General features: G+C 61.8%; 15 protein-coding genes. 6 read left to right on the forward strand and 9 right to left on the reverse strand.

Annotated features, from left to right (window positions below):
- The first annotated feature begins 33 nt into the window (after window positions 1-33).
- Window positions 34-2,256, forward strand: a complete 2,223-nt coding sequence (rnr, locus tag TR36_RS02045; protein ID WP_045387906.1) for a ribonuclease R — start codon at window positions 34-36, stop codon at window positions 2,254-2,256.
- A gap of 71 nt (window positions 2,257-2,327) precedes the next feature.
- A complete protein-coding gene (locus tag TR36_RS02050; RefSeq protein WP_045387903.1) occupies window positions 2,328-3,566 on the forward strand; it encodes a lytic murein transglycosylase in 1,239 nt (412 codons plus the stop codon).
- Here the strand turns inward: TR36_RS02050 and TR36_RS02055 are convergent.
- Complete coding sequence (locus TR36_RS02055) at window positions 3,563-3,841, reverse strand: I78 family peptidase inhibitor (RefSeq protein ID WP_082714814.1); 279 nt, start codon at window positions 3,839-3,841, stop codon at window positions 3,563-3,565. The two genes, TR36_RS02050 and TR36_RS02055, sit on opposite strands and share 4 nt — an antisense overlap.
- Window positions 3,842-3,942: 101 nt before the next feature.
- Between TR36_RS02055 and TR36_RS02060 the strand changes: the two genes are divergently transcribed.
- The gene (locus tag TR36_RS02060) at window positions 3,943-4,665 is read left to right on the forward strand and encodes an NYN domain-containing protein (RefSeq protein ID WP_045387900.1); all 723 of its coding nucleotides are present in this window, start codon (window positions 3,943-3,945) and stop codon (window positions 4,663-4,665) included.
- 36 nt (window positions 4,666-4,701) lie between these two features.
- Here TR36_RS02060 and dapE read toward each other — a convergent pair whose 3' ends face one another.
- From dapE to dapD, 4 genes are all read right to left on the reverse strand, one after another.
- Entirely contained in the window at window positions 4,702-5,844 is a 1,143-nt protein-coding gene (gene dapE / locus TR36_RS02065) for a succinyl-diaminopimelate desuccinylase (RefSeq protein WP_045387897.1), read from the reverse strand.
- 7 nt (window positions 5,845-5,851) lie between these two features.
- Complete coding sequence (locus TR36_RS02070; RefSeq protein WP_045387894.1) at window positions 5,852-6,172, reverse strand: hypothetical protein; 321 nt, start codon at window positions 6,170-6,172, stop codon at window positions 5,852-5,854.
- Between the two features lie 124 nt (window positions 6,173-6,296).
- On the reverse strand, window positions 6,297-6,551 hold the full coding sequence (locus TR36_RS02075; RefSeq protein ID WP_045387891.1) for a GlsB/YeaQ/YmgE family stress response membrane protein: 255 nt from the start codon (window positions 6,549-6,551) through the stop codon (window positions 6,297-6,299).
- A gap of 68 nt (window positions 6,552-6,619) precedes the next feature.
- Window positions 6,620-7,447 carry a 2,3,4,5-tetrahydropyridine-2,6-dicarboxylate N-succinyltransferase gene (gene dapD / locus TR36_RS02080; RefSeq protein WP_062762264.1) on the reverse strand — a complete coding sequence of 276 codons (828 nt, stop codon included), beginning with the start codon at window positions 7,445-7,447 and terminating at the stop codon, window positions 6,620-6,622.
- Window positions 7,448-7,542: 95 nt separating this feature from the next.
- Here dapD and TR36_RS02085 point away from each other — a divergent pair, with 95 nt between their 5' ends.
- Window positions 7,543-8,385, forward strand: coding sequence for an LOG family protein (locus tag TR36_RS02085; RefSeq protein WP_062762266.1), 843 nt, complete (start codon window positions 7,543-7,545; stop codon window positions 8,383-8,385).
- Here the strand turns inward: TR36_RS02085 and TR36_RS02090 are convergent.
- The 3 genes from TR36_RS02090 to TR36_RS02100 all read right to left on the reverse strand — a co-directional run bounded on the left by TR36_RS02090 (window position 8,382) and on the right by TR36_RS02100 (window position 10,467).
- Window positions 8,382-8,597: a DUF2945 domain-containing protein gene (locus TR36_RS02090; RefSeq protein ID WP_045387884.1), complete on the reverse strand. Its 216-nt coding sequence runs from the start codon at window positions 8,595-8,597 to the stop codon at window positions 8,382-8,384. The genes TR36_RS02085 and TR36_RS02090 overlap by 4 nt on opposite strands.
- Window positions 8,598-8,647: 50 nt before the next feature.
- Entirely contained in the window at window positions 8,648-9,826 is a 1,179-nt protein-coding gene (gene rlmN / locus TR36_RS02095) for a 23S rRNA (adenine(2503)-C(2))-methyltransferase RlmN (protein WP_045387882.1), read from the reverse strand.
- 104 nt (window positions 9,827-9,930) lie between these two features.
- Window positions 9,931-10,467 (reverse strand): invasion associated locus B family protein, encoded by a 537-nt coding sequence (locus TR36_RS02100; protein WP_045387879.1) that lies wholly within the window; start codon window positions 10,465-10,467, stop codon window positions 9,931-9,933.
- A 156-nt stretch (window positions 10,468-10,623) separates the two neighbouring features.
- Here TR36_RS02100 and TR36_RS02105 point away from each other — a divergent pair, with 156 nt between their 5' ends.
- The gene (locus TR36_RS02105) at window positions 10,624-11,616 is read left to right on the forward strand and encodes an asparaginase (protein WP_062762268.1); all 993 of its coding nucleotides are present in this window, start codon (window positions 10,624-10,626) and stop codon (window positions 11,614-11,616) included.
- A gap of 31 nt (window positions 11,617-11,647) precedes the next feature.
- Window positions 11,648-11,983, forward strand: a complete 336-nt coding sequence (locus tag TR36_RS02110; RefSeq protein WP_062762459.1) for a DUF2794 domain-containing protein — start codon at window positions 11,648-11,650, stop codon at window positions 11,981-11,983.
- On the opposite strand, the gene TR36_RS02115 is transcribed toward TR36_RS02110, so the two are convergent.
- Entirely contained in the window at window positions 11,980-12,792 is an 813-nt protein-coding gene (locus tag TR36_RS02115; RefSeq protein ID WP_045387874.1) for an NlpC/P60 family protein, read from the reverse strand. The two genes, TR36_RS02110 and TR36_RS02115, sit on opposite strands and share 4 nt — an antisense overlap.

Genomic DNA, 12,792 nt, shown 5'->3' on the forward strand with positions numbered 1-12,792 from the left:
GACGACGGTATCGCAGCGTGCTAGCTGCGGTATATGGAACAGCTCCCTTCAAAAGCGCAGATCCTTGAATGGATCGCAGATCATCCGACCCAAAGCTCCAAGCGCGAGATCGCGAAGGCGTTCGGTATCAAGGGCAGTGCCCTTCGTATCGAGCTGAAGCGTCTGCTGAAGGATATGGAGGGTGAAGGCACACTTGCCAAATCCAAGCGCGTCTATCGTGATGCCGCAGGCCTGCCGCCCGTTTCCGTGCTGAAGGTTCTGGCCCCCGATGCCGCGGGCGATCTGTTTGCCGAACCGCTGGATTGGGACGGGCAGGGTACGGCGCCACGCATCCTTATGCAGACGCGCGCCTCCGATGCCCTGGGGGAGGGAGACAAGATCCTTGCCCGCCTGGAGCAGGTGGAGGATGAGGATCATGCCTATGTCGGGCGTTTGATCCGCAAGATCGGATCGAACCCGCTGCGAATTCTCGGGGTTTTCCGGGCCGCTTCCGAAGGCGGGCGGATCGTGCCGATCGACAAGAAGCAGGATAAGGAGTGGATCGTCGGATCGCAGGATACCGATGGTGCGCGGGATGGTGAACTGGTGGAGGCCGAGCAATCCGGCCCCAAGCGTATGGGATTGCCGCGTGCGCGGATCTTGGCCCGTCTGGGCGATCCTTCGGCCCCTCGGGCCATTTCGCTGATCGCGATCCACCAGCATGGAATCCCCGATCATTTCCCCGATGCAGTGGTGGCGGAGGCGGATGCCGCCCGCCCCGCGCCGATGGGGGCGCGGACAGATTTGCGCGATCTGCCTCTGGTCACGATCGACCCTGCCGATGCCCGTGACCATGATGATGCCGTCTTTGCCGAGGCGGGCCCCGGGGGTACCCATATCGTCTGGGTCGCGATTGCCGATGTGGCACATTATGTCACGCCCGGTTCGCAGCTGGACCGCGAGGCGCGGCGCCGCGGCAATTCCACCTATTTCCCCGACCGTGTCGTTCCGATGCTGCCGGATACGCTGTCGGGCGATCTGTGCTCGCTACACGAGGGGGTGGAACGTCCTTGCCTTGCGGTGCGGATGACACTGGATGCCGAGGGCAACAAGATCGACCATCGTTTCGTTCGCGGAATGATGCGGTCCATCGCCAGCCTGACCTATGGAGAGGTGCAGGCCGCGCAGGATGGGGCCCCGTCGGATCGTGTGGCCCCCATGATGGAGAGGATTATCACGCCGCTGTATGATGCCTATGCCGCCGCCAAGGCCGCGCGGGAACGTCGTCAGCCGCTGGATCTGGACCTGCCGGAACGGCGGATCGAATTGACCGAGGACGGCAAGGTGTCTTCCGTCAACTTTCGCGAACGGCTGGATGCGCACCGCCTGATCGAGGAATTCATGGTGCTGGCCAATGTCGCCGCCGCCGAGGAACTGGTGCGCCTGAAACAGCCGTTGCTGTTCCGCGTGCATGAAGAGCCCAGCCCGGACAAGCTGGAATCGCTGCGCGAGGTGGCGCAGGGCGCAGGCTTTACCCTGGCCAAGGGGCAGGTGCTGAAAACCGCGCATCTCAACCGCCTGTTGTCGCAGGCAGAGGGAACGGATTACGATGAGCTGATGAATATCAGCACCCTGCGGTCCATGACGCAGGCCTATTATTACCCGGAAAACTTCGGGCACTTCGGTCTGGCGCTGCGCAATTATGCGCATTTCACCTCTCCCATCCGGCGCTATTCAGACCTGATCGTGCATCGGGCGCTGATTTCGGGGCACGGTTGGGGCAAGGATGGCTTGTCTGCCTTTGATACCGAAAATCTGGGCGAGACGGCCAAACAAATCTCGGATACCGAACGCCGGTCCATGACGGCAGAGCGTGATACAAACGACCGCTATCTGGCTGCCTGGTTGTCGGAGCGGATCGGGGCTGAATTTGCAGGCCGGATTTCCGGGGTGCAGCGGTTCGGCCTGTTCATCAAACTGGATGAAACCGGTGCGGACGGACTGATCCCGGTCCGGTCGCTGGGGCATGAATTCTTCCATTTCGATGCCGATGCGCAATCGCTGGTCGGCAGCGATTCGGGACTGACTTTGGCCATCGGCCAGCGCGTGCGCGTGCGCCTGACCGAGGCGACGCCGGTCACGGGGGGGCTTTTGCTGGAATTGCTGGATGTCGAGGGGGATCCCTTGCCCCGTCGCAGCCAGCGCAAAGGGCGCTTTGCTCCGCGAAAACCCGCCAAGCTGGAGCGGAAACGGCGTGTGATCCGCAAACGGTCCTAACCCCGCGCTTCACGGATCGGTGCGGAATCGTTACACTCGGTTCAACGAATAAAAAACCGAGCGGTAAGATCATGCGGAATATCCTTTTGTCGGCCAGCGCTCTTGTGCTTCTGACGGCCTGCGCCGGCCCCGGCGCGGGCAATGTCACCTCCTCGCCCCGTCCGGTGTCCGCACCAATCCAGGGGCCGGGCACGGATGCGGGCCTTCAGGCGTGGATTGCCGATTTCCGGCCACGGGCCACGCGGGCGGGCATCAGCCCCGCCACCCTGAACACGGCATTTGCCGGCGTGCATTACAATTCGGAAGTGGTATCGCTGGACGGTCGCCAGTCGGAATTCACCAAGACCATCTGGGATTACCTTGCCGGGGCAGTCAATGCCAACCGGATCGAACAGGGGCGGGCGATGCTGGCGCGCTATGCCACGACGCTTGACGGGATTGAGGCCCGTTATGGTGTGGACAAGGAGGTCGTTGTTGCGATCTGGGGCATGGAATCCAACTTTGGCGGCAATCGCGGACGCACGCATCTGATCGAGAGCCTTTCAACCCTTGCCTATCACGGCCGTCGTGGCGAATTCTTCGAGGCGCAACTGATCGATGCGTTGAAGATCGTGCAGGCCGGCGATGTTACCCCCGACAATCTGGTCGGAAGCTGGGCCGGTGCGATGGGCCATACGCAATTCATGCCATCGTCGTTCCTTGAATATGCCGTGGATTACAACGGCGACGGGCGGCGTGATATCTGGTCCGACGATCCGACCGACGCGCTGGCGTCCACCGCCAATTATCTTGCACGGTCAGGGTGGCAGCGAGGCGGCCAGTGGGGGATGGAGGTCGTCCTGCCGCAGGGCTTCGATTACACACAGATCGGCAAATCCATCACCAAGCCTTCGGGAACATGGGCAGCGCAGGGCGTGCGTTCGGCTGATGGCCGTACCATTCCGGCGGGTGAAGGCTCTATCCTGCTGCCAGGTGGGGCCAAAGGCGCGGCTTTCCTGATCCAGAACAACTTCCACGCAATCGAGCGGTATAACGCGGCAGACAGCTATGTGATTGCCGTCGGGCATCTTGCCGACCGTTTGCGCGGCCTTGGTCCGCTACGAAATATTCCCACAAACCCCGAACCGGCGCTAAGCCGGGCCGAACGGGTCGAGCTGCAGGAACGGCTGACACGCGCCGGGTATGATACCCAAGGGGCAGACGGGCGGATCGGCCCCAATACGACCAAGGCGATTTCGGCCTATCAGCGTCAGGCCGGCCTGATTCCGGATGGATTTGCCAGCCCCGCGCTCTTGGCGTCGCTGCGTTAACCGCAGCGCACTTCGGTGATGATGCTTTCCCGATCGGTCTGGATGTTCAGCCGTTCGGGATTGAAATCCAGCGTTACCGGCTGGTTGGGGCGCAGGATTCGCGTCAGACGGGGCAGATCCATGCCCGACATGGCGCTGGTCGGCTGCCCCACCAGTGTCTGAAAGGCGTCCGGATCGCAGACCGCCGCCTGCACTTGCGGTTCCGGTTCCCGGTTGCAGGCCACGATGCCGAGTACAATGCCGATCCCCATGGCTATCCGCGTGGTTCGTGTCATATCCCGTCCTCCTTTATTTGCAGGAAATAGCGGTGTCCTTGGATACGGCAACTGGCACCCTGCGCAATGCCTGTTAAAGTATCCCGAAATAAGGAGGCTTCATGCCCGAAGATCGCGCCCCCCGCTTGTGTGTTCTGATCGACGCCGACAATGTGCCCGCGCATTACGCAGCGGCCATTTTCGAAGAGGTCGCATCGCTGGGAGAGGCCTCTGTGCGCCGGATCTATGGCGACTGGTCATCGTTGCGGCTGAAGGGATGGGCCGAAAAGGTCGCGCATCTGGGCTTGGTGGCCGATCAACAGTTTTCCAATACGCGGGGTAAGAATGCCTCCGATATCGGGTTGGTGATCGCGGCCATGGATTTTCTGCATTCCGGCCTGTTCGACGGTTTTGTGCTGGTCAGTTCCGACAGTGATTTCACCCGGTTGGCAGCGCGCATCCGCGAACAGGGGCTGGATGTGTACGGGATCGGTGAAAAAAAGACGCCCGAGGCGTTTCGCATGGCGTGCAAGCGGTTCATCTATGTTGAGAACATGACATCACGGGAGCCGGACGAACCCGAAGAAACGCCGGCCATTGCCCGCCCTGCCAAAGAGGCCCCCGCCAATGCCATCCCGCTGATCGCAGCGGCGATGCGCGCCATCGATCCGGAGGGGGAATGGTATTCACTCGGCCAGATCGGGCAATATATCACCCAGGCAAACCCCGATTTCGACACGCGGACCTACGGGGCGGCAAAACTCTCGGATCTGGTCCGCAAGGTCAGCCGGTTCGAGGTGGTTCTGGGAGAGGGTGGCCAGCTTCTGGCGCGCGACATCGCATAGGAAAAGGCGCCCCGCAGGGGGCACCCTCCGGGCAGCTCAGGCGAAGTAGTCGCGCAGGATACGACCGTAAACGGATTTGAGCTTGGTGATATCGGACACGCGCACACGTTCATCAACGGCGTGCATGCGGTGCCCGACCAGTCCGAATTCCACCACCGGGCAATGGTTCTTTACAAAACGCGCATCCGATGTGCCGCCCGAGGTCGAAGGGGCAGGCGCGACGCCCGTTTCCGCCTGAACCGCCTTGGCGACCAGTTCGGTCAATTCACCGGGCGGGGTAGCAAAGCTTTCACCGCCGATGGTCGGGGTCATGGCGATAGAAACCCCTGTCGCTTCCTCTATCTCGGCTGTGACGGCGGCGATACGGGCGGTCAGGCTTTCGCCCGTATGAATGTCATTGAACCGGATGTTGACGGTGGCCCGCGCCTCGGCCGGAACCACATTGGTGGCCGGATTGCCGACATCGAAGGTGACTGTGGCAAGGCTGGACGCATCGAATTGGGCGTTCCCCTCATCCAGCGGCGTTTCCTCAAGCCGCGCGATCAGGCGCGCCAAGGCGGCCACGGGGTTTTTGGTGCGGTGGGGATAGGCCACATGGCCCTGCACGCCGCGCGCGACGAACCGTAGCGTCAGCGATCCACGACGGCCCACCTTCATCATGTCGCCCATGACCTCGGGGCAGGTCGGTTCGCCCACGAGGCAATCGGTCATCCGTTCGCCGGTCGTAGCCATCCAGTCGAGGATCGCCACCGTTCCATGTTCGGCCGAAGCTTCCTCATCCCCGGTCAGGGTCAGGATGATGGAGCCCTCGGGCGGTGTTTCCTTCACGAAATCGATGGCGGCGGCGGCAAAGGCGGCCACACCCGATTTCATGTCCGTGGCCCCGCGGCCATATAGCCAGTCCCCGTCGATGATGCCGCCAAAGGGATCATAGGTCCATGCGTCGGCATCGCCCACGGGCACCACATCTGTATGTCCGTTGAAGCCGAACGTCCGGTTTGCACCCTTGCGACCCCAGCGGGCAAAAAGATTGCTGATGCCGCCCCGATCCACCCGTGTGCATTCAAAACCGGCATCCGACAGCAATTGCTGCATCAGGACCAGTGCCCCGCCTTCGTCCGGTGTGACCGATGGGCAGCGGACAAGGTCAACGGTCAGGGCGACGGGATCAATGGTCATGGGGGCCTCAGTCGTAAAAGGGGGTCATCTGCGCAACGATGACCGAATTCTCGGCCAAAGCGCGATCCATCAGGGCGCGTTCTTCGGGGTCGATCTCGTCCCCGTTCTTTTCACGCTCTTCCAGCGTTCCATAGCCGGATACGTCCAGCGGGGCCAGATTGGCCTGCTTGAGGATGGCCACCGTCTCGCGCACGGCTTCTGCCTCATCCACCCCCGAGGCATAGCACATCAGGGCGGCCCCCTTCGCTTTGTGGGGCAATCCGTCACCAGCCTTGCGGCCGACTTCGATGACAAGGGTAAAAACCTGCTGCGGGCGCTTTTCGGTCATGGCTGTTTCCTGCGGTTCGGCCTTTGATGTCGCAGGTTCGGGGCATGATCGCAAGACAGGGCAGGCAATGAAAAACCTCCGCACCCATGCGGGTACGGAGGTTTCTGCAACAAGGATAGGTCGGTTAGCTGCGGCTGCGCAGCACCCGTCCCAGCCAGATCAGGATACAGGCACCGATCACGCCGACCAGCAGCTGTCCGAACACGCCTGCGGCCGTTGCGCCGACAATGGCAACCAGCAGAAAGTTCATGAGTACGGCGCCGAGGATGCCGAGAATGATGTTCATCAGCAGTCCGTGGTCCGATTTCATCAATTTCTCTGCAATCCAACCTGCAATAGCACCGATGATGATCGCGCCGATCCAACCTAGTCCAGCCATATCCGTTGTCCCTTCTGCAATTCTAGTTCAAAGGAGCAACGTGATCTGGCCGGGGAAAGTTCCTTCGATCAGTCACGCAAAAGTTCATTGATCGATGTTTTCGACCGGGTTTTTGCATCCACCTTTTTCACGATCACCGCGCAGTACAGGTTTACGCCGTTTTTCGAAGGCATGGTGCCAGAGACGACAACCGATCCTGCCGGTACCTCGCCATAGGACACTTCGCCGGTTTCGCGATCCACGATCTTGGTGGATTGGCCAAGATAGACTCCCATGCCCAGCACCGATCCTTCACGGACGATTACGCCTTCGACGACCTCGGACCGGGCCCCGATAAAGCAGTTGTCCTCGATGATTGTCGGATCGGCCTGCAGCGGTTCCAATACGCCGCCGATGCCGANCCCCCCCGACAGGTGGACGTTCTTGCCGATCTGCGCACAGGACCCGACCGTGGCCCAGGTGTCGACCATCGTACCCTCACCGACATGGGCGCCCAGGTTCACAAAGCTGGGCATCAGGACCACGCCCTTGGCGATGAAGGCCGAGCGGCGGACGACCGCATTCGGGACGGCGCGGAAACCGGCCTCGCGCCAGCGGCTTTCATCCCAGCCTTCAAACTTGCTGTCCACCTTGTCCCACCAGCCGCCACCCTGGGGGCCGCCGGACTGCATTTCCATATCCTTCAGGCGAAAGCCGAGCAGGACGGCCTTTTTCGCCCATTGGTTCACGTGCCACTTGCCGTCGTCGCGCGGCTCGGCCACCCGCAGGTTGCCGGAGTCCAGCGCGGCAAGCGTGGCTTCGATGGCATCACGCGCCTCTCCCGTGGTGGCGGGGGTGATCTGGTCGCGTGCATCCCATGCGGCATTAATAGCGGTTTCCAGCGCAGCGTTCGTCATGGGTGGTCCCTTTCCAATGGCCTTGATTGCCTAACGCCTATAAACGGCAGGGGACGGTCCCGCAATTCCCAAGGGCCAAAGCGAAAGAAGGCGTCATGACAAAACACAGCCGCAAACAGCAGCCGTTGCGTGATTCAACGCAGGATATCCGCACCGCGCATAATGTGCCCGAGACGCCGCAAAGCCAGTCCCCCTCCTATCGTCTGGCATTTGCCGATTCCGAGTTCCTGACGCGCCCTGAGATGCGGCCCGTGCGTTTGCAGCTGGAACTGCAGAAGTTCGAGATGATTCTGGACGAGCAGAACATCACCTCCACCATCGTGCTGTTCGGGGGGGCGCGTATTCCGGCTCCGGAACGGCGCGAAACGGCGCGCACGCCCGCATTGGCCGATCTTTCACATTTTTACGAAGAGGCGCGCCGCTTTGCCCGCATGATGACCGAACGGTCGATGGCGGGCGGCGGCCATGAGGATGTGATCTGCACCGGCGGCGGCCCTGGTGTGATGGAGGCGGGAAACCGCGGGGCCCAGGATGCGGGCGGCCGCTCTATCGGATTGAACATCGTGCTGCCGTTCGAACAGGCGCCGAACGCCTATGTGACGCCGGAGCTCAGCTTCAACTTCCACTACTTCGCGATCCGCAAGATGCATTTCCTGATGCGGGCGAATGCGATCTGCGTGTTCCCCGGCGGATTTGGAACTCTGGACGAGATGTTCGAGGCGCTGACGCTGATCCAGACCCACCGGATGGAGCCTATTCCTTTCCTGTTGTTCGGTCGCGCATTCTGGGAGGGCATCATCAACTGGCAGGTTCTGGCGGATGCCGGAACCATTTCCGATGCCGATCTCGGCTTGTTCCAGTTTGTGGAAACTGCCGAGGAGGCGATGGAGTACATGGACAACTGGGTTGCCCCGCCCCCACGCAAGGCCGTGCGTTAAGCTTTCGAAAGCTCGCTTTCCAGCTTCAGCACCTTGGTCCCGTCTTTCTGGCTCAGCAGATAGGCGGGGCGCTTCGTGCTTCCGTTACGGACAATCTTGCGCCCCTTGATCGTGCGCTGCACGCGGCGGGTGAAGCTTTGTTCAACCGTTCCGCTGGCCGTGCCTGATGCCCAATTCCATTCAACCGTATCGCCCTTGGAAAACTTTGCCATGAAACCGCTCCCTTTTGACGGGAACGGTGCCGGGCCGCAGGCGGTTCCGGTCAGGTGCCGGTTTCGGCGGCAATCTGGGCGCGTGATTTGCGCTGACGCTCGGTTGCGGACTTGAGCTGGCCACAGGCTGCCATGATATCCTCGCCGCGCGGTTTGCGAACGGGGCTGGAATATCCCGCATTGAAGACGATCTCGGCAAAGGCCGCGATGCGTTCCGGGGTGGACCGTTGATACGCGCTGCCCGGCCATTCGTTGAACGGGATCAGGTTGATCTTGGCGGGAATTCCCTGGATCAGCTTTACCAGCCGGCGGGCGTCGGCATCGCTGTCGTTCACGCCGTTCAGCATTACATATTCGAAAGTGATCCGCTCACTGTTCGACAGGCGGGGATATTCCCGCAGCGTGTCCAGCAGCGTCTTGATGTTCCAGCGCTTGTTGATTGGTACCAGAGTATCCCGCACCTCATCCGTGGTGGCGTGGAACGAAACGGCCAGCAGGCAGCCGATTTCCTCGGCCGTGCGGGAAATCTCGGGCACCACGCCCGACGTGGACAACGTGATCCGGCGACGGGACAGGGTTAGCCCCTCGTTGTCCATCACGACATGCATCGCATCGCGAACAGCTTCGAAATTGTACAGCGGCTCTCCCATGCCCATCAGCACGAGGTTGGACACAAGGCGCGTATGTTCGCGCGGCGCGCCCTGTTCAGGCCATTCACCCAGATCGTCGCGCGCCAGCATCAACTGGCCGACAATTTCACCAGCCGTCAGGTTGCGGACCAGACGCTGTGTGCCGGTATGGCAGAACGAACAGGTCAATGTGCAGCCGACCTGGCTGGATACGCACAGCGTTCCACGGCCCGTTTCGGGAATGTAAACGGTTTCAACCTCATGCCCGCCGGCGATCCGCACCAGATACTTGCGTGTACCGTCGGCCGAAATCTGGCGGTTCACCACCTCGGGCAATGCGATTTCAAAATGTGCGGCCAGCTGGGCACGGTAGTCCTTGCCCAGATTGGTCATGTTTTCAAAATCACGGACGCCCCAGTGATAAAGCCACTGCCAGATCTGGCCAAGGCGCATCTTTGCCTGACGTTCGGGCGTGCCCATTTCCACCAGCGCTGCCAGAAGCTGCGGGCGGGTCAGGCCGATGATGTTCCGCTTGCCACCTTCGGGCAGCTTGCGCGGAAGGGTCAGCACATCCTGCGTGATCGGTGGGGTGGCGTTCATGGCGTCCTCGGTTTGGCAAAGGCGTAATATAGCAATATCCGCCGGATTTTTAAATGCAGAAACGCCCCGGCGGTTGCCGGGGCGCTTTCGTCAGGCCGCAAAGATTACTTGCAGCGGTTTTCGGCCTCGGTCATGGCGGCGGTGAACCCCATGAGAGAGAAGGTATCCTTGGTCTGTGTGCCACGGCCCGAACGGGCCGTCAGAACCGCTTCGCTGCCTGCCTTCATCGCGGCAAGAATCGTACGGTCCGCACCGCTGTCTGCAGGCCATGCCCATTCACCATCGGTGGACATCTGGTATGTCTTGCCGTTGATCGCCACTTCGACGGTGGAGTTGCTGGCAAAGGGGTAGCCGCCTGTAAACGACACTTCGCCATTGGCGCCCGCACCCGGACGGAAGGTCACGAACAGCAGGATATCCCCCCGCTGCACCTCGACGACCGCACCATCACGCGAGTTCACGGTGTTCTTCGGGCTGGAAACGCCCCAGCATTCCTTGGGGCTGTTCTCGGTGAAAACGCTCCAGTCGGTCTTCGTCGCTACGCGGTTTGTGGATTCCTGCGCCACGACCGCGTTTGCGCTGAACCCCAGCGTTGCGGCCAGCAAGGCGGCACCCATCAGGCGTCTGTTCGTCGAAATCATGTACCAGCCTCCGTTCCGACCCCGCCTGCCGCCTTATTGCGTGCTTTTGTCTGGCGTGGGCTCGTTCATCTCGATATCGCTCAGGTATACCTTGGATCGTGCGCGGTTTCAAAGGCCATATACTTCAAAATCGCATATCTGTGAGGGGGCGGAACGATGACGGCAGTTTCCATGGTAGAGTTGTGGCGGGGTGGTATGCTGGAGAGCGTTCATCGGGGCCATGCCGTGATTTGCGACACAGCCGGACAGGTGGTCGAGGCATGGGGCGATCCGGCGCTGACCATGTTCCCCCGGTCGTCCTGCAAGATGCTTCAGGCGCTGCCGCTGCTGCAAAGCGGCGCTGCCGAGGCGATGGGCCTGACCGATGCGCATCTGGCCCTGTCCTGTGCCAGCCATACCGGATCGGCCCAGCATGTCGCGCTGGTGGACCGCTGGCTGAACGATCTGGGGGTTGACCAGCACGCCCTGCGGTGCGGCAGCCATATGCCAAGCGATGCGACCGAACGGGAGCGGCTGATCCGCGCAGAAGAGGCGCCGTGCCAGCTGCATAACAACTGTTCCGGCAAACATGCGGGCTTTCTGACCCTGAACCGCCATCTGGGCGGTGGCAGCGAATATATCGATATCGATCACCCAGTGCAGCGTGCGGTGCGGACGGCCTTCGAAGACATCTGCGAAGAGGAATCGCCCGGCTACGGCATTGACGGATGCTCCGCCCCGAACTTTGCCACGTCGCTGACAGGGCTGGCCCGGGCAATGGGCAGGTTTGCGGGTGCCACCGGATCCGGCAATGCACGGGACCGCGCGGCCCATCGGCTGACACAGGCCATGATCGCGCATCCCTATCTGGTGGCCGGTGACGGGCGCGCCTGTACGGAACTGATGCGTGCAATGGACGGTGTGGCCATCAAGACGGGGGCCGAAGCGGTTTTCGTGGCCATTCTTCCGGTTCAGGGGCTGGGAATTGCCCTGAAGATCGAGGATGGCAGCACACGTGCCGCCGAGGCCGCGATTGCCCGGCTCTTGGTTCGGGTGGGGGCGCTGGAATACGATCACCCTGCCACGCGCAAACGGCTGGATGCGGTGCAGACCAATTGGCGCGGGATGGAAACGGGCCTTCTGCGGACCTCGGGCAGCTTCGCCGCTTGATTTGTCGCGGCTGCGTGACAAGATCAATTTCATGAGCAGCCCGATCCCTTTTCCCGACCCCGCCCCCGAAACGGTCCATTTCGACCGGAAGGAGCTGGGTACGATCCTGTCGGTCTATGGCCGGATGGTGGCCATGGGGGAATGGCGGGATTACGGCATATCCGCCCTGCGCGAACTGGCGGTCTTTTCCATATTCCGCCGGACAGCCGAAACGCCGCTGTACCGGATCGAAAAAAGGCCGCGTCTGCGCAACCGCCAAGGCATGTATTCGGTGGTGGCGATGGATGGCCAGATCCTGCGGCGGGGGCATGATCTGGCCCAGGTGTTGCGCGTTCTGGAGAAACGCGCGATCCGCATCATCGATTAGGGTCTGCGCTGCGCCGTGACCGGGCCGCCACCGGCCGCCTCGATCCGCGCGATGGCGGTGCTTGTTTCCTCGATGACCACCTGCATGAAGGCGCCCGTGGCATGTATGATCCGGCGTGCGTCCATGGCCAGGGCCACATGCCCCTTCCAGAACAGCAGATCGCCGCGCGTCAGTTCGCCTTCGACCTCGGTGCCGATGGATTGCTGAAGGTCGGCATCGCCGGGGCAGGGACGCCCGCAGGCGATCTGCGAGATCTGCACCAGCCCCGAACAATCGATCCCGGCCCGGCTGTTCCCCCCCCAGAGATAGGGAGTGCCAAGGAATCGTTCGGCCACGGCCACCGGATCCGCCATCCATTCCCCCAAGGGGCGCAGATGTGCGGCCCAGATAAAGCCTTTGGTGGTTTCGGCCCAGCCATCCTGTTCGGCAACGATCGTCAGTTTTGCCCCCATGCTGAGCGTCGCGATCTCGCGGGCCTGAACACGGGGTTCGGGGTAGATATGGCTGGCAGGGGCAGCAACCCAATGGGTTTCCACCGTCTCCGGCTCCAGTGCCGTGACGGGTACCCAGCCGCAATATCCATCACGCGCGGCAAAGCCGAAGGCGAAATGGCGGTCATGATCGATGACGGTGAAACCTTCGCCCATCGTCAACTGGCGTTCACGCGCGCCTTGGGGGGCTGCCAGCAGATCGACCAGCGGAATCGACACCTGCCGGGCCTCTCCCCTGGTGTAGCGGGCGCAGTCGAAGATGCCCTTCAGGCTTTCATGGGCAACGGTGGACGTGGCGGGAAACAGACGACGATCCAT

The organism is Falsirhodobacter sp. alg1 (assembly GCF_000739715.2).
Classification (GTDB): domain Bacteria; phylum Pseudomonadota; class Alphaproteobacteria; order Rhodobacterales; family Rhodobacteraceae; genus Falsirhodobacter.